A 16263-nucleotide genomic window follows, 5' to 3' on the forward strand; every position below is an offset into this window, starting at 1 on the left:
CATGCATTGGAATGGATTGCTGCATCAATATAAAGAATACTTGCCAGTGAATGACGACACTCCCTTGCTTTCTTTAAATGAAGGTCATACACCTCTCATTCCTTTAGATCATCTGTCAAAGGAATGGGGCATCAATTTGTACGCGAAATATGAAGGTGCCAATCCAACTGGTTCTTTTAAAGACCGGGGTATGGTGCTTGCTGTTGCAAAAGCGAAAGAAGCCGGAAGCAAAGCGATTATCTGCGCATCTACAGGCAATACTTCAGCAGCAGCTGCGGCATATGGAGCCCGTGCAGGTTTGCGTAGTATTGTAGTGATTCCAGACGGAAAAATCGCCCAAGGGAAGCTCGCACAAGCCAAAATGTACGGAGCTGAAATTTTTGCAATCCAAGGTAATTTTGATGAAGCCCTTGAAATGGTAAAACAAATGAGCGAAGAAGAAGGCTATACACTTGTTAATTCTGTAAATCCATTCAGATTAGAAGGTCAAAAAACAGCAGCCTTTGAACTTGTTGATTCTCTCGAAAAAGCGCCAGACATTCTCGCGATCCCTGTTGGAAACGCAGGCAATATAAGTGCGTATTGGAAAGGGTTTAAAGAATACGATTCCGTAAAGGCATCAGGTCTGCCAAGAATACATGGGTTTCAAGCTGCAGGTGCCGCGCCCATTGTAAACGGCAGCGCGGTAAAGAATCCAGATACGATTGCAACAGCTATCCGAATCGGCAACCCGGCAAGCTGGCAGCTGGCTACTGCGGCTCTAGATGAGTCAGGCGGTGTAATCGACAGTGTAACAGATGAAGAAATTTTAGAAGCATATCAGATGCTCGCTTCAAAAGAAGGAGTGTTTGCAGAACCGGCTTCCTGCAGTACAATCGCCGGATTGTATAAACAGCATAAGCAAGGACTTTTGCCACAAGGAGCTTCTATTGTTGCCGTATTAACTGGCAATGGATTGAAAGATCCTGACATCGCATTAAAAACTGTTACACAAGAACCTGTTGTGATCCCAAATGATTTTGATCAGTTACGTCAGCAGCTGAAAGGATGTGTTGTATAAATGAAGCTTGATGCTTTTTCCATTCATGTACCCGCCAGCACTGCCAACCTTGGTCCAGGATTTGACTCTGTCGGGCTCGCACTCAATCGTTATTTATCTGTTCATGTCCAGCCAGCATCAGAATGGAAAACGGTTTTTTATGGAGAAGAACTGCAATCATTAAATGGAGAAGAAGAGAATTTAATTATCCAAACTGCTCAATTTACAGCTAAGCATTTTCATAAAGAACTCCCTGCTTGCAAACTAGAAGTTGAGAGCGGATTTCCGCTTTCAAAGGGCATGGGAAGTTCTGCATCTGCAATTGTTGCTGGAATAGAGCTTGCTGATACACTTTTAAATCTGCACCTTTCCAAAAAAGAAAAAGCACTTTTAGCGAGCTCTTTAGAAAAACATCCTGACAATGTGATACCTGCTATTTATGGCGGGCTGACAATCAGCTTTTATAATGGAAAAGATGTCGAAACGGTCCATGTTCCTGATGTTGCTGTTGAAATGATAGTCGCGATACCTGATGAGGTTCTGCATACGAAAGAGTCACGAAAGTCATTGCCGAATCTTCTTCCATTTAATAAGGCGGTTGAAGCAAGCGCGATCAGCAATGTTCTCGTAGCTGCTTTAATTAAAAATGACTGGAAAAAAGCTGCAGATATGATGAATCGCGATCTGTTTCATGAGCCGTTCCGGACAAAAAACATTCCTTTTTATTGTGAACTAAAAGAAAAGGCTGTATCACTCGGAGCATATGGTGCAGCGATCAGCGGGTCTGGTCCTGCGATTGTGTTCTTTACACCTCATCAAAAAGCAGCTTCTATAACAGAACAGCTTTCATATATGTATCCTGATTATCTTTTCGAAACGGTTTTCCCTGATAGAAAAGGTGCCGTGGTAAATAAGTCTTTATCGGCAGCTGCCTTATAGGACTTACGTTACTTTTCCTTCTAATCGCGTTTTGTTTCACAACAGCGTGGTAAAGGACTATATCAAATCCTTTAGGAGGGATAAAAAGTGACGGAAGAAAAGAATGAAACGTTTAAAGAAAGTTTCAAAGAGCAGGAAAAAAAGAGACAAGAAAAAGAACAAGCAAAGTACGATAACACGAAACGGATTCCGAATGAACAGAACAGGATGATTGATACTCAAAAAAGATAAGAGGATTCCTAAATTGCTGATGTGTCATATGCATAGGCTTTTTTGTAAACTATTTTGCTCTTGAATGAGGTTAATTTCCGCTACAGGGCTCGCTTTCCGCAGGGTGTGCGGTAAGCCCATTCGTCGCATTGCGACTTTGAATGGTCTCACCTGTCCCACTCATCCTGCAGGAGTCTCGCCCTTCCACTTCAATTAACTTTCAATGAAGGACTTCTTAAAAAATCTCTTCATAGCAACAATCTTTTAGATAAAGACCTAAATAAATGACTAAATGTGGATTGATGGACAAATCTCGTGGATTCGAGGGCGATATTTTTGGATTCAGCAACGATATTTTTGGAATCAAAGCCAAAACTTTTGGATTTCCTATCTAAAATTACCTGAACATAACAAAGAGGCCAACTAAAATCCATTAGTCGGCCTCTTTGTTGTTTCTTATTTTTTTGCAATCTGGAATTCATCACGTAATAGCGTCCAGTTTTCAGGGAATGGTTCTCCAAGCACCCAATATGCTAGACCTCTAAGCTTATACTGCTTTACAAGCTTATTTTTCGCCTCTGCACTTTGCTCATTTTCAAACCAAACAACATGTTCTTTTCCTTTATCGTCTTTATAGTTAAAAAACGGAGCTTGTGCTTCGTTATCATATTTTACTGAAGCTCCTTCTTTTAAAGCTAAGTCATGAGCTTCAGCAGGAGCAATGCGCTTCGCAAATTTGTTTCCTTTTTTATATGGAAGTGTCCAGTCATAACCATAAAGCGGTGCTCCCATAATGATTTTTTCAGGCGGTATAACAGACACCGCATAATCAACAACTTTCTTTACTTGCGGAACAGGTGCTACAGCCATTGGAGGTCCGCCAGACCAGCCCCACTCGTAAGTCATGAGGACAACAAAATCAGCCAGTTCTCCATGGCGCTTATAATCATGTGCACCGTGCCAAGGTCCTTTTTGTTCATCACTTGTTTTTGGAGCAAGTGCTGTTGAAACCTTGAATCCCTCTTTTTGTACTTGAGGAATAATCGTTTCTAAAAATCCGTTATATAGTTCGCGGTCTTTTTCTTTAATATGTTCAAAATCGATGTTCAGCGCTTTGTAGCCTTTTTGTTTCATCGTGCTGATTACACTGCCAATAAGTGTTTTAGAAGCTTTTTTATCAGTAAAAATGTTATGTGCGATCTCTGGTGAAAAGTTGCCTTCTGCGAAGTTCGTTAACACCATCATAGGCATAGCACGTGTCTTTTTGATTTCTTTAAGTGCAGCCCAGTCTTTGATCGGCTTTAAGGTGCCGTTTTTATTGACTTGGTAACTGAAGAAAGCGATATAAGTAAGGTCATTTTCTGCTTCTTTAACATCTTTAACCGATTGCTTCGCTTCAAGCGGCTCTAAAAAACCAAGTGTTTCAATCTTTGTTTTTCCGTGTTTCGTCTCAGCTTTTGAAGTATCCTGCTGTGTCTTTTTCGGTGAATTAATCTGTTCAAGCCGAGGACTTTCTCTTGTTTCATTGCTCATATTCTTTGGTGCAGCTTCACTCTCTTTCATTTCATTAGAGCCACCGCCGCAGCCGGAAAGTATAATCGTGAACGCCGCAAAGAGCGCGACTAATTTTTTCATACATAAACCTCCTCTGTTTTCGTTATTTTTCCATGAGGAGGTCAGTTATATTCTTAATTATTTTAAAAGACAGGCTAAACTTTGTTGTATTTGAAAGTGGTTGATTTCCGCTCCAGGATGCTCGCTTTCCGCGGGGCGTGCGGTGAGCCTCCTCGGCGCTTTTGCGCCCTTAGGAGTCTCACCTGTCCCGCTAATCCCGCAGGAGTCTCGCACCTTGCACTCCAATCACCTTCAACGAAGTCTTCTCAAACACAATCCAAAAACAACAAACTTTCAGAAAAGGGTCAAAGGATAAGATGGTTCAAAGCTGATGAACTTATTTTCAGATAAAACGGGTACAATAGAACTCACATTCAATTGCAGGCAGTAATCTACATCTTCTGTAAAACCGCGATCTGTCAATTCTCTTCCGCTGCCGCATTTTCTTATTAAGTGAGAAAGTTCATGCTGTGTGCCTTGAAAAGCTTGTTTGCAAACAAAAGCTTCGGGAGATAACGAGCCATCAAGTGATGAAATAATGGCTCCTGCGCCTAAATAGTCTTCAATGGCTGGTCTTAGTTCATTTTCTTCAGTGACTGCGCTTTCCCAGCGTTCTCCGCAAGTGATAATAGTGATCGGTTTTCCAATCCTTTTTTTCATTTCTAAAGCCGCTTCTGCAACAGCTTGTGCATTTCGTAAAGAACCCAACAAGAGCGCAGGCACTTTTTTGGCAGCATCCACACACGCAGCACCGTTCAGAGAACAAAGCACATAAGATTTTCCGCGATCATCTGCTGTGAAAGAGTTCGGTGAGAGTGAATGTTTACCCGTTTGAATCGCCTCTGCTCTTCCGACAACAAGGTCAGCACCGAGCTGATCTGCGTACTTTTTTGCCTTCTCATTAATAGGTGGAGGAAAAGGATAGATTACCGCTTGCTTTTCCATAGCGGCTATTACAGTTGAAGAAAAACTTAACACATCAACAATAATTAGAATTTCCTCTCTTTTTGCCGCTTCCCTCGCTCCTCTTATTCCCCACTCCAATTTAATCTCATAAGACGATTGATCAAAAAATGTATTCATTTAATAACCTCCTCAATTCTTGTTATAAAAAGCATATCGAGAAAATTAAAAAAGAAATAGACTGTTTTTCTAAAATTTGGTATCCTGTTGATTGAGGTCTGCCTATCCATAATTCATTAAAAAAGCCTGTTTTCTAAAAGATTTTTGCTTTTGGTTTATTTTTTCATTCTCTTCATTGAAAAGTTGATTGGAGTGCAAGGTGCGAGACTCCTGCGGGAGCAGCGGGACAGGTGAGACTTCTAATGGTGCAAAGCGCCGAGAAGGCTCACCGCACGCCCCGCGGAAAGCGAGCATCCTGAAACGGAAATCAACCACTTCCAAAAGCATCAAAGATTCGAAAAGAGACTTAAAAAAGACTCCAATCATTGGAGTCTTTTCGTCATTATATCGCCCAGTTTCCGTTTTTGAATAGCGGAATGCGTTTGCCATCTTCATATTCTGCTTCAATTTCAAGGTCAGCAGAACCAATCATGAAATCAGTATGGCCGCGGCTGTGATTGATTTCTTTTTCTTCCATTTGTTCAGGTGTAAGGTTCCCTGCATCTTTAACAGACATTGTGATCGAAGTACCAATTGCCAAGTGACAAGAAGCATTCTCATCATAAAGTGTATTGTTAAAAATGATGCCTGAATTCGAGATAGGCGAGTCATAAGGCACAAGAGCTACTTCTCCTAAATACCCCATGCCGTCATCGATGCTAAGCAGCTGTTTCAGTGTATCGTAGCCCTCTTCTGCAGTAAATTCGACCACTTTCCCATCTTTAAACGTTAAACTGAAGTTATCGATGAGGTTCCCCATAGCTGACAAAGGCTTAGAACTTGATACTTTTCCATTTACACCATATTTTCTAGGCGTAGTGAAAACTTCTTCTGTTGGAAGGTTCGGAATGTAGTAAGTGCCGAATGTGGAATTGTGTCCTCCGCCAATCCACGTATGGTCAGGATGCAAATCAATGCTTAAATCTGTGCCTTCTGATTTATAATGCAATGTTTTAAATCTCTGCTCATTTAAGTAATCCACTTTTTCTGAAAGTGTTTTAACATGCTCTTCCCATGCTGCAACTGGATCCGCCTGGTCTACACGAACGGTTTTAAAAATCGCTTCCCATAATGCTTCAACTGCTTCCTCTTCATTTTTTTCAGGGAATACGGATTTTGCCCAGCCTGCTGTCGGTGCACCAGCAATCGCCCAGTGCATATCCCCTCTTAGCTGGCCAGCTGAAAAGGCCTGCAGCTTTTCCCCTCTATTCTTTTGAACGAACATCATACGCTCTGAAGGAACACCTTTGTATGCGTTCGGGTCATTCCCAGTTACCATTAAGAAACAATCGTGATTTTCTACAAGACTGTTATATTTTTCGATTTCCCAAGATTGAAGGTCATCTTTCAGTACTTCTTCGTTCGCGCTCGTATAATGAATACGGTTGGTTTGGGTATCAACCCAGTCCACCATCACTCTTTTACAACCGTTCTCATACGCATGTTTTGTTACTTTACGAGTAAATTCTGCAGCTTCGATCGGAGAACTAATTAATAACTTTTGCCCCTCTTGCATGCTTAATCCAACTTTTACAACAAGTTCAGCATATTGATCTAATTTTTCTTCAAATGACTTCATTAAATTTCCCCTCCAGTTAGTTCAAATAAAAACGACTGATAAGTTTATAATATACATTATAAAGTAAAAAGAAAATTTAGACTAATTAAAACTAAAAAAAGAACCACTTTTTTAATCGCGGCCCTCAGCTTTACATCTCTATGATTTTTTGTTTAATACAAAACCTATATGTGAGAGCGCACTCTCTAAGTTACTAGTAATGACAATATCGTGAAAATCTACATCTACTTCCATCGTTTTTATCGCCAGATCAGGTCTGAATCCCGTAAGAATCGGTGTTACACCAATTAGTTTTAAAAGCTTTACGATGTTAAGAAGATAGCTGCTGACAGTATTATTTATCCGGCTAATCCCAGATAGATCGATGATCATGTACTCTAAATTCAAATCCATGCTGCTGTTTAATGTATTTTGTATAATGATTTCAGCGCGGTATTCGCTTATATGTCCAATGATCGGCAAAATCGCAATTCCCTTTGTAAGAGGAACAATAGGCACAGATAATTCTTTAATTTCTTTGTTTGCTTTGTCCAGCTCTAATACATAGGTTAAGAGTGAGGACATCGTCTGGAAGAGCTCTATATGCTGTTCGGTAAATTCAAAACGATTTGTATCGAGACCGCATATTGTACCGTAATTTTCTCCGTCTTCGTAATAAATGGGGATCGCTATAAAACTTCCGCTTCCTAAACTAGCTGTAACACTTAGATGTTTAGTCCGCTCATTCTCCATGATATCTTCAATAAGCAAGATTTCCTTGCCTTGGTCTACACTAACTTTGCAAAAGGTTTCCTGAAAAGGAAGGGTTGATCCTTCTTCTAATAAGGTTTGTTCTTTGTTGATGACTTTTTTTATTTCGTTAACTTGTTGATCGTTTTTAGCAATAAACAACGTGTTGATATTAATCAGCTTACTCATAAATTTAAGGATATTTTCCGTTGCTTCCTCAAAATTCTTAACTGATTTTGGGTGAATAGAAATTGACAATGTCTTTGACCGACCTTTCATGAATAGGCTCTATTTCTGTATGTATTAAAACTCCACCCTACTATTTTCCCTACTTTATTAAAATAAAACATAATAGTTATCTGTTTTTATTTTAATTATTTAAGTTTATCTTATGTAATCCTAAAGTCCTATCATAGAATAGCATTATATTCGGTTATTATATATTTTTCCTCAAATTTCGACTACTTCAAAATAGTCCCTTTAATAGTAAAAAATCCCCATTACAAAGGAAAAACAAGGGATATATCTCCTATTCTAGATTTCGACATGACGTGGTAACATTTTGAATATGCGGAATTATTCGACAATAGTCATTGTTGATTTCCAGCCGTGAAACTACTTCTAGGGGGGATTTTAGTGAAAAAGGGAAAATGGGTTTCAGCTGCCCTTGCAGCGATGTTAAGCTGCAGCACTTTTGCGAGCGTAAGCGCCGCTCCTGTCAATGTTCTGTCAGATGTCAAGGCATCGTTAGTAGAGGAAAAAAGTCATAAACACACGGGTGGTCCATTCGATTTAGCAGTGGCCAACGATGAAAGATTAATAGAAATGCTCAAGAAGAACGGACAGATTTCAAAGAATGCAAGTGAAGCACAAGCACAAGAAAAGCTTCAGCAGTTTTTGAAGAACAAGCAGGAGCATGCTGAGTCTCTTCCAAAAGGAGAGCTTGAAGACGAGCATGCGGATAAGGATGAAAAAGGGCATAAAAAGCATAAAAAAGATGGCTTGAAACATGGAAAGAAAGGTAAAGGCAAAGACATCAAGCCGGTTGAAGAAGAAAATTGGACTGGCGGTCAGCGTGTTGATAACGTACTTGTACTTCTCGTAGAGTATCCTGACTTTAAGGCAAAAGACATCGCACCTGAAGAAACAGATATGCATTATGATGAATACTTAAAAGAACACTATGAAGATATGATTTTCGGTGAAGATGGATATGAAGGTCCAAATGGAGAAGATCTAATCTCGGTAAAAGAATATTATGAGCAGCAATCCGGCGGAAGCTATTCGATCACTGGTAAAGTCGGCGGCTGGTACCAAGCAGAACATCCTGCAGCTTACTATGGCGGAAACGTTCCTGATCCAGACGGAAGTGACGCTAAGCCGCGTGATCTGGTTAAAGAAGCATTAACTGCTGCCGCTCTAGATCCAGAGATTGATTTAAGTGAATTCGACCAAGAAGACCGCTATGACTTGGACGGCGATGGAAACCTGCGTGAACCTGATGGATTAGTAGATCATTTGATGATCGTTCACTCCAGTGTTGGTGAAGAAGCTGGCGGAGGTTCTCTAGGTGGAGATGCAGTATGGAGCCATCGTTGGAATCTAGGAGGAATCTTCCCTATTCCTGAATCTCCTGCTCCAGAAGTAGACTATTGGGAACAAGGTACAATGTATGCTTACGATTATACAATCGAACCTGCTGACGGAGCAGCTGGCGTATTCGCTCATGAATACGGCCACGACTTAGGTCTTCCAGATGAGTATGACACTCAATACTCTGGAACTGGCGAGCCTGTAGCATACTGGTCGATCATGTCTAGCGGAAGCTGGGCCGGGGACATTCCTGGAACAGAACCAACTGGATTCAGCGCTTGGTCAAAAGAGTTTTTACAATCCAGTATGACTGAATCTAACTGGTTAACAGGTGAAACTTTTAATCTTGAAGAGTTAAATCCTAAAGGCACTGAAGTATTATTAGATCAAGCAAATTCAAAAGGCACAAATCACGATGCTGTTCGTGTAGACCTTCCTCAAAAAGAAACGGTTGTAAACACGCCATACAGCGGTGAATATCAATATCATAGCGGCAACGGAAATGAGCTTGATAACTCAATGGTAACTTCTCTTGATTTGACGAATGCCACTTCTGCAGAACTCGCTTTCAAAACTTGGTATGATATTGAAGCAGATTGGGATTATGCATCTGTTCAAGTAAAAGAAGAAGGTTCTGATTGGGTTACTATTCCTGGTAACTTAACAACAGAAACTGATCCACATGAGCAAAACCCGGGACATGGTATCACTGGTAAATCTGATGGATGGGTTGACGGAACATTTGATCTTACTGCTTTTGCTGGTAAGAACATTGAACTCAAGCTTAACTATTGGACAGATGTTGCAGCGGTTAACCCAGGATTCTATGTAGATGATGTAAGTGTAACAGTTGACGGAGCTCAAACTCTCTTTGATAACGCTGAAGGTGAGCCTGTATTTACTTTAGACGGCTTTAAAAAAGACCAAGGTAAATTCTACTCTGATCACTACTATCTATTAGAGTGGAGAAACCATGAAGGTGTTGACGAAGGTTTAGCACATATCCGCCGTGGCGACAGCTTGATGCAATACGATGGCGGATTGGTAGTTTGGTATGTTGATGATAGCTACAGCGATAACTGGACAGGCATCCACCCTGGTGATGGATTCTTAGGAGTCGTTGATGCAAACCAGGAAACACTAAAATGGAGTGATAACTCTGTAGCATCCGCTCGTTACCTAGTACATGATGCCGCATTCAGCAAGGAAAAGAGCGAAAAAATGTTCCTTGATTATCGTGAATTGCTAGGTTTGACACTAACAGATAAAAACGTTAGTCCAAACCCTAAGTTTAACGATAATAAAGACTATAGCAACCCGGGTAATCCACATGCTGGCCGTAATGTACCAACATACGGACTTCAATTTGAAGTAGTGGGTACTAGCAAGGACGATTCAGTTGCTAAAATCAAACTTTCTCGCAGATAAATAGTACTTCAGCAAAACCCAATTGCTCTCATGCAATTGGGTTTTGTGTCATAATAATAAACAAGCGTAAAGGGGTGATTCTATGAAACAATGGCTAATACTACTAGTAGTTGTTTTATGCTCAGTTGCATTTACAGCTTGTTCGAACCCAGAAGACTCTAAAAGTGAGCAACCCGGTGACAAAAACCCAACAACCGAGGCGGTTAATATGATTGCTAACGATGAAAAAATTATAGAAATGTTAAAGAAAAAAGGAGAAATACCGGAAGATGCGTCACAAGAGGAGATCGCAAAAGCTCTCCAAAAATACTTAAAAAACAAAGCTCCTGGACCTGGCAGTTTAAATGACGAAAAGGAAAAGCAGAATTATATTAATAAGCTGAAAGAAGAAATTCAAAAGAACAATAAGGAGTAAAAAGGACAAATCCAAACTGGATTTGTCCTTTGCAAATTTTGTTGCTATTTTCAAAAGATTGTTGTTGGATGGTTTTTGTAAAGTTTATCGTTGACAAGTTGATTGGAGCGCAAGGTGCGAGACTCCTGCGGGATCAGCGTGCCAGCTACCTGAGTATTCTTCTCGCAAGGCATGCGACGAGTAACATCCTTCGTCAGAATTAACTTGTAGACGCAGGAGCACACAAACTCCTTTGAATGTGAGACTCCTAACGGCGCAAAGCGCAGAGGAGGCTCACCGCACGCCCCGCGGAAAGCGAGCATCCTGGAGCGGAGATCAACCACTTCCAAACGAACTTTATTTATTTTTCCATCGATACAATGTAATTTCATCATAAACAGGATCAAAGAGTTCATTTGACTTGAACGTTTTAACCTCCGCCAAGTTTTCGGACACATCTATCCCCTGTTCCTTAAACCCTTCAATCAGATGATTCGTAACATATATCTTCTTATTTTTATTGTACTTCTTGTCCTGTAAAAATAAATCATACGTATAAAACCGCTTATGTTCAAAAGGAACATCCAAGTACTGAAAGACACGAGTTTCTTCCCAAGTGTATACAACGATCTCTTCATCTTGTTGAGCGAGATGGTTTGCCGTCTGGTAGACAGCCGGATTTTTTGCCGCCTGTTCTTTAAGGATCGGAATGCCTATGATTAGCTGCATAACAGCAAGACCCATGCATGCCCACTTTAAAAGTGTGTGTTTCCCTGCAATTGACACGAGCCATAAGAACAGGAGCATAAGTGTTATTGGGTAAGAATGTCTGGGTTTTTCTACGTTTTGTGCAAACAGATTCCATAAAAAATAAATCAATAGAAGTGTCAGCATTACATAGTGTTTCTTTAGGAAATTCCCTGCCTCGTCTGTTTTATTTTTTAGTAAAGCAATAATAGAGATAGCCACAAAACCTATAAGAAGAAATGATGACTTCGCAAACATTCCAACGTAAATGATATTATTTATGACAAGCTCATATAGCCTTGTATAGAACGGTTCATGTGTATCAACTACTGTTCCTCCCCATGATGTGAAATGGCCCGTCACGAAAGCCATGGAGAGTTTCATAAACCCGTCCAAGCTCCCTTCAGTCATGATGAGAGCAACAACCCAAATCATCTGAAATAAAACAGCTAAGAGAATAAATCCTGCTAAACGTATTGAATCTTTGTTCCTTTTATAATCAAACCACCATAAGAAAAGCAGCCCAATTCCAAGTGGAAGATACGACAGTCTGATTCCCATCAGGATTGAAAATAGAAGTAAAGGCAAAAGCTGATAACGAATTTTATTATTGTCAAACCCTATCATCAAGTTCCATAAAAACCACCATAACACACCAATAGCAGCACCCTCAGACATCGGCTGGCTGACAAGTATCATGAAATAGACACTGGACTGTAATACAAGTGTTACTGCGAGGGACGAGACCCTATCCACATACCTTCTTGCTAGTAAATACATCGGAACAGCAGCTGAAACGGTTATAATGCCATTAAAAACGGATAGTGCTAATGATGGATTTTCTATAAATAGATGAACGAGCATCCCGCCAAAAATGAAAATCGGATAGCCAGGAAAATGTGGCTGCATGGCTAGTAAATCATAACGGTCCAGCGCTAATACAAAATCCACCTGATCCCAAGTACTCGGAAAAGAAACGCTATACATAAACCGAATGAAAAAGATAAAGACGATTAAAATTATTACGATTGCAGATAAAAGTTTGTTTGTTTTAAACATTTGTCTATCCCTTTCTCCGATTTACTACATTAATTCCGACGTAAAGAAAAAGTACAAGGCTTCCGCCTTGTACTTTTATTCATTAGCTGAAGCGACTGTTTGCTTCCAAGATTGTTTTTGGCTTTGTTTTGGCTTTTCCACTTTTTCTATTTTACGAGCTGGTTTCTTCATAAAGATCAGCATATAGATTACAGCGAAATAACCAAGATAAACAAGTACTTCCTCAATAGACGGCATTGATGAATAGCCTAAGAATGCTTTCAGGAAGATTCCAATATCCCCTGACAGAAGCGGTGCTACTCCATGATCGCGCAGATAATGAGCATAATCGATTGGATGCTCGGGCAGGAACCAAGTTATATCGTAAAGGTGCGGAACGACACTTCCTAAGATCTTTAAATCCTGCATCATCGAAACACCTTGAACCATTAAACCAGCTGCGATAAGAACGATAAACGCTCCAGTCGTTCTGAAGAATGCTTTAAGCGAAATGCGCATTGTCCCTTTAAAGAACAGATGGCTTACTACAGCAGCTGCCAGTAATCCAGAGATCGCACCCCATCCTGTTAATGCAGCGCCTATGTTTCCGCCTGTAATCGCTGCAAAGAAGAACACTGTCTCGACACCCTCTCTCATAACTACGAGGAAAGAGTGAATAATCATTCCGATGATGCTTCCTGTTGAAATATATTTGCTGATTTTACCTTCAACGTTCGATTTTATGTTCTTGCTGTGTTCTGCCATCCAGAACACCATTTGCGTTAATAAAAGTGAAGAGATAAAGATAATTGAGATCTTTAAGTACATTTCGGTTCCCATGGCTGAGAAGCCTGTGAAAACAACCTGAAACAATAAAGCTACCAGGTAACTTGCTGCAACTGCCATTCCGGCCCCGAGCCAGACAAACTTTACAAATTTTTTGTTATCCGTACGCTTTAAATATGTCGTAATGATTCCTACTATTAGTAATGCTTCCAACACTTCACGAAACGTAATAAGAAAAGCTTGTAACTGCACTTCGTTCCCTCCCCTATACCTTATCTATCTTCTCTTTCTAATAACGTAAATGACTACTCCAGCAATAACCGCGATAATAACGATAAGCGGCAGCCAGTTTTTTATGTTTGAAAGATCGGTCCATTCAGTTTTTTCAGAAGCTGTGCTTTCTTCCTCTTGATCTATATTGAAATGGCCCAATTCAAAGTTTTGTGTTTGAAACTCTTTTTGCAGATCATCAATAATGATTTTTTTACTTTGTTTAAACGCTTCTTGGTCTGCTTCTTTTTTACCGACTCCAAAAAGTCCCGGATTCCCTAAAGCTTCTAATGCTTTATCAAACTCACCTTTTATCTGCTTATCCATTTCTGGATCTTTTTCAGCTATGACCGGAGATAAGGCTTGGTATGTGGCATGACCCTTAGCAAGCAAACGCTTACTTGTTTCATAGTCTTCAAAATTCTTATCTACGCCAGATAAACGGCGGTCAATATTTAATGCTAATATCTTTTGCATATTTTCGATCAGTTCTTCTTTTTCTTCCTTCTCAAGATTTTCCTTGATCAGTTTAGAAGGTTCTGGCCCCATATGCTGGTCAATTTCCTCTTTTACGGTGTCATAAATTTTTTCAGTCTCAGTAAAGTTAGGAGGGTTATTATCAAGCTGAACCACCATCTTCTTGTATGCTTCAGCGATCTTTTCTTCATTCGGATCACCATAGGAATAGGCGTTTGCTGTGTTATGTAACGAAAAGAATGTTAACAGTGTTAGTGTCATTATGGTTATGATCTTCTTCATCAGTATAAATTCCTCCTTACCCATTGATAATGATAATGATTATCAGTGTCGTTGTCAATACGAACTTCGCATTAATGTTTAATCTTGACTTAAAATACACAAAAAATTCATAAAACAAAAAGAACCTCGTCCCAAAGGACAAGGTTCATTCGTTAAACTTACTTTGCTTGTTCTACTACTTTATTAAGTGTTTCTTCAAGTTGTGGAAGAATTTTATCTGCTTCTTCTTTATTATTTGCTTTTGCTGCTTCTAAGTAGCTTTGAGCTGCAGCAGCAAGATCAGCTGCTTCTTTTTCACCTAAAATTTCTTTTAGATCACTTTCGATCATGTTGATGAAAAGCGCACCTTCAATTGCATAAATCGGACCTTTTTCTTTACCAAAGTTCTCTGTGCTTTCTTCATATTCATGAAGTGCAATCTTCGCAAAACCGCGAACGAATGCTTTGTTAACCGCTTCAGGATCTACTGATTTTACATCTGTTTCAAGATCGAATTGCTTTAAAATAACGTCAGCGTCTTCTGGAGCATTCTTTTTCAAGTATGGGTATACAGATTGATAGAATGCCCATCCTTCAGCTTGTTCCACTTTTGCTTCTTCTGCATCTGTTTTAGCAGCTTCAGCTAGCTTCGTCGCATAACCATGCGGTTTCGCTCCAGCAGCTAAATAGAATGTCTTCATTAACGTTTTATCAACAACTTGCTTGCCTAAACCAAACGCAAGTTTATCTTCTTTTTCAATCGCAGCTTTCATTTCACTGAAACCGCCCGCGATTGCATCTTCCATTTTTGTACCGTATGCAGCATCACGCTTTTGTACTGTTCCTTGTACTGCAGTATAAAAAGCTTGAGCTTCCTCATATTCTTCCATTACTTCTTCTTTGTCGCCCCAGTGCTCGTCAATTTCAGCAAACTCATGGCGCATTGTTTGGAAGAATTCTTTTTGCATCAATTTATCAAACAATTGTTTAACAACAACTGCGTCCATCTCTTTATTCTTACCTGCAGCTAATGCTGTTGTAATCGCAGGATCGATTTGCTCATCAAACTCAGCATCACGCTGTTTTACTAGTTCTTGAAGCTGTCCTTCATAAATTTTTGTGACTTTGTCGAAGTCTACTTCTTTGCCTTCTTTTGCTTTTTCAAGTTCAGCAACAGCATCTTTGTATGCTTGTACAGATGCCTCTGGAGAAGCTGCTTCTTTTTCAGCTGATTCGTTCTCTACTTTCTCTTCTGTTGATTCTTTCTTGCTAGTTTCCTCTTTATTTGTATCTGCAGAATTTGAACATCCTGCAAAAATTAGTGCTGTTGAAAGTGATAATGCTAAAGCAGTCCATTTAACTGACATTTCTTATATCCCCCTGTGATATGTAATGATAATCATTTTCATTTGCCAAAGTCATTATAATAGAGAACGATTCTCATTGTCAATGGAAGATTTGAGAAATAAAAATAGAGACCCTCCTGGTGTGGTGGTCTCTACTTCTTTTCCTATTGATGCTGGAGCGAGTATAGATAAAAAATATAATCAATTGAGGCTCCTTTATGTCCCAGCTGGTTTAATATTGCTGAGATATGGCCGCGATGATAGGTTCCGTGATTAACAACATGCTGGATAAGATCAGCATAATTTGATTGGAGTGTCCCAAAATGAGGATGATTAATAGTTATTTGTGAGGTTATATCCTTTTGACTACGAATAAAAGAGTCGTATTTTCTGCTCAATTCTTTAAATTTAAATTCCATGTCATCCAAACTTGCAGCCTGTAAATCATCAGTTATCGGCCCGAGTGCCGCTACAATATCATAAAAATCTTCCCCGTTAATGGCCTTAAGCCAAACATAATCAACTTGATACATATGTATAAGTACTGCTGAAACAGATGGAAATACGCTTTGAATTTCCTTACGATAGATTTCTGATGGAAGAGTTTTTAAATGCTCGAACACCTTATCATTTGCCCAGACATTAAAATGATGTAACTGTACCGTTTTATCCATTTCCCTGCCTCCCTATT

General features: G+C 39.8%; 15 protein-coding genes. 5 read left to right on the forward strand and 10 right to left on the reverse strand.

Going from position 1 to position 16263, the window contains the following annotated elements; translation table 11 throughout:
• Position 1 precedes the first annotated feature (1 nt).
• The 3 genes from thrC to ACFQ4X_RS12835 all read left to right on the forward strand — a co-directional run bounded on the left by thrC (position 2) and on the right by ACFQ4X_RS12835 (position 2209).
• Positions 2 to 1060 carry a threonine synthase gene (thrC, locus tag ACFQ4X_RS12825; RefSeq protein WP_379835665.1) on the forward strand — a complete coding sequence of 353 codons (1059 nt, stop codon included), beginning with the start codon at positions 2 to 4 and terminating at the stop codon, positions 1058 to 1060.
• Positions 1061 to 1978, forward strand: a complete 918-nt coding sequence (gene thrB / locus ACFQ4X_RS12830) for a homoserine kinase (RefSeq protein ID WP_379835667.1) — start codon at positions 1061 to 1063, stop codon at positions 1976 to 1978.
• Positions 1979 to 2065: 87 nt separating this feature from the next.
• Positions 2066 to 2209, forward strand: coding sequence for a hypothetical protein (locus ACFQ4X_RS12835; RefSeq protein ID WP_379835669.1), 144 nt, complete (start codon positions 2066 to 2068; stop codon positions 2207 to 2209).
• 435 nt (positions 2210 to 2644) lie between these two features.
• Here the strand turns inward: ACFQ4X_RS12835 and ACFQ4X_RS12840 are convergent, their stop codons facing one another.
• The 5 genes from ACFQ4X_RS12840 to ACFQ4X_RS12860 form a co-directional block, all read right to left on the reverse strand.
• A complete protein-coding gene (locus tag ACFQ4X_RS12840; protein WP_379835671.1) occupies positions 2645 to 3823 on the reverse strand; it encodes a glycosyl hydrolase family 18 protein in 1179 nt (392 codons plus the stop codon).
• Positions 3824 to 4096: 273 nt separating this feature from the next.
• A complete protein-coding gene (locus ACFQ4X_RS12845; protein WP_379835673.1) occupies positions 4097 to 4885 on the reverse strand; it encodes a 2-phosphosulfolactate phosphatase in 789 nt (262 codons plus the stop codon).
• Positions 4886 to 4987: 102 nt separating this feature from the next.
• Positions 4988 to 5314 carry a hypothetical protein gene (locus ACFQ4X_RS12850; RefSeq protein ID WP_379835675.1) on the reverse strand — a complete coding sequence of 109 codons (327 nt, stop codon included), beginning with the start codon at positions 5312 to 5314 and terminating at the stop codon, positions 4988 to 4990.
• The gene (locus ACFQ4X_RS12855; RefSeq protein WP_379835677.1) at positions 5268 to 6503 is read right to left on the reverse strand and encodes an aminopeptidase; all 1236 of its coding nucleotides are present in this window, start codon (positions 6501 to 6503) and stop codon (positions 5268 to 5270) included. The genes ACFQ4X_RS12850 and ACFQ4X_RS12855 overlap by 47 nt, the downstream gene beginning before the upstream one ends.
• Positions 6504 to 6641: 138 nt before the next feature.
• Positions 6642 to 7511 carry a GAF domain-containing protein gene (locus ACFQ4X_RS12860; protein ID WP_379835679.1) on the reverse strand — a complete coding sequence of 290 codons (870 nt, stop codon included), beginning with the start codon at positions 7509 to 7511 and terminating at the stop codon, positions 6642 to 6644.
• A gap of 357 nt (positions 7512 to 7868) precedes the next feature.
• Here ACFQ4X_RS12860 and ACFQ4X_RS12865 point away from each other — a divergent pair, with 357 nt between their 5' ends.
• Positions 7869 to 10253, forward strand: a complete 2385-nt coding sequence (locus ACFQ4X_RS12865) for an immune inhibitor A domain-containing protein (protein WP_379835681.1) — start codon at positions 7869 to 7871, stop codon at positions 10251 to 10253.
• A gap of 82 nt (positions 10254 to 10335) precedes the next feature.
• Positions 10336 to 10668, forward strand: coding sequence for a hypothetical protein (locus ACFQ4X_RS12870; protein WP_379835683.1), 333 nt, complete (start codon positions 10336 to 10338; stop codon positions 10666 to 10668).
• Positions 10669 to 11004: 336 nt separating this feature from the next.
• Here ACFQ4X_RS12870 and ACFQ4X_RS12875 read toward each other — a convergent pair whose 3' ends face one another.
• The 5 genes from ACFQ4X_RS12875 to ACFQ4X_RS12895 form a co-directional block, all read right to left on the reverse strand.
• A complete protein-coding gene (locus ACFQ4X_RS12875) occupies positions 11005 to 12453 on the reverse strand; it encodes a hypothetical protein (RefSeq protein ID WP_379835685.1) in 1449 nt (482 codons plus the stop codon).
• A gap of 75 nt (positions 12454 to 12528) precedes the next feature.
• Complete coding sequence (locus ACFQ4X_RS12880; protein ID WP_379835687.1) at positions 12529 to 13470, reverse strand: FTR1 family iron permease; 942 nt, start codon at positions 13468 to 13470, stop codon at positions 12529 to 12531.
• Positions 13471 to 13494: 24 nt separating this feature from the next.
• A complete protein-coding gene (locus ACFQ4X_RS12885; protein WP_379835689.1) occupies positions 13495 to 14247 on the reverse strand; it encodes a hypothetical protein in 753 nt (250 codons plus the stop codon).
• A gap of 158 nt (positions 14248 to 14405) precedes the next feature.
• Positions 14406 to 15593, reverse strand: a complete 1188-nt coding sequence (locus tag ACFQ4X_RS12890; RefSeq protein ID WP_379835691.1) for a hypothetical protein — start codon at positions 15591 to 15593, stop codon at positions 14406 to 14408.
• Between the two features lie 143 nt (positions 15594 to 15736).
• Positions 15737 to 16246, reverse strand: coding sequence for a DinB family protein (locus ACFQ4X_RS12895; RefSeq protein ID WP_379835693.1), 510 nt, complete (start codon positions 16244 to 16246; stop codon positions 15737 to 15739).
• Positions 16247 to 16263 lie beyond the last annotated feature (17 nt).

Source organism: Fictibacillus halophilus (assembly GCF_042680145.1).
Taxonomy (GTDB): domain Bacteria; phylum Bacillota; class Bacilli; order Bacillales; family Fictibacillaceae; genus Fictibacillus; species Fictibacillus halophilus_A.

Coding starts and splice junctions, on each gene's coding strand:
- thrC (WP_379835665.1), top strand. CDS start 2: ATGCATTGGAATGGATTGCTGCATCAATATAAAGAATACTTGCCAGTG.
- thrB (WP_379835667.1), top strand. CDS start 1,061: ATGAAGCTTGATGCTTTTTCCATTCATGTACCCGCCAGCACTGCCAAC.
- ACFQ4X_RS12840 (WP_379835671.1), bottom strand. CDS start 3,823: ATGAAAAAATTAGTCGCGCTCTTTGCGGCGTTCACGATTATACTTTCC.
- ACFQ4X_RS12845 (WP_379835673.1), bottom strand. CDS start 4,885: ATGAATACATTTTTTGATCAATCGTCTTATGAGATTAAATTGGAGTGG.
- ACFQ4X_RS12850 (WP_379835675.1), bottom strand. CDS start 5,314: ATGGCAAACGCATTCCGCTATTCAAAAACGGAAACTGGGCGATATAAT.
- ACFQ4X_RS12855 (WP_379835677.1), bottom strand. CDS start 6,503: ATGAAGTCATTTGAAGAAAAATTAGATCAATATGCTGAACTTGTTGTA.
- ACFQ4X_RS12860 (WP_379835679.1), bottom strand. CDS start 7,511: ATGAAAGGTCGGTCAAAGACATTGTCAATTTCTATTCACCCAAAATCA.
- ACFQ4X_RS12870 (WP_379835683.1), top strand. CDS start 10,336: ATGAAACAATGGCTAATACTACTAGTAGTTGTTTTATGCTCAGTTGCA.
- ACFQ4X_RS12875 (WP_379835685.1), bottom strand. CDS start 12,453: ATGTTTAAAACAAACAAACTTTTATCTGCAATCGTAATAATTTTAATC.
- ACFQ4X_RS12885 (WP_379835689.1), bottom strand. CDS start 14,247: ATGAAGAAGATCATAACCATAATGACACTAACACTGTTAACATTCTTT.
- ACFQ4X_RS12890 (WP_379835691.1), bottom strand. CDS start 15,593: ATGTCAGTTAAATGGACTGCTTTAGCATTATCACTTTCAACAGCACTA.
- ACFQ4X_RS12895 (WP_379835693.1), bottom strand. CDS start 16,246: ATGGATAAAACGGTACAGTTACATCATTTTAATGTCTGGGCAAATGAT.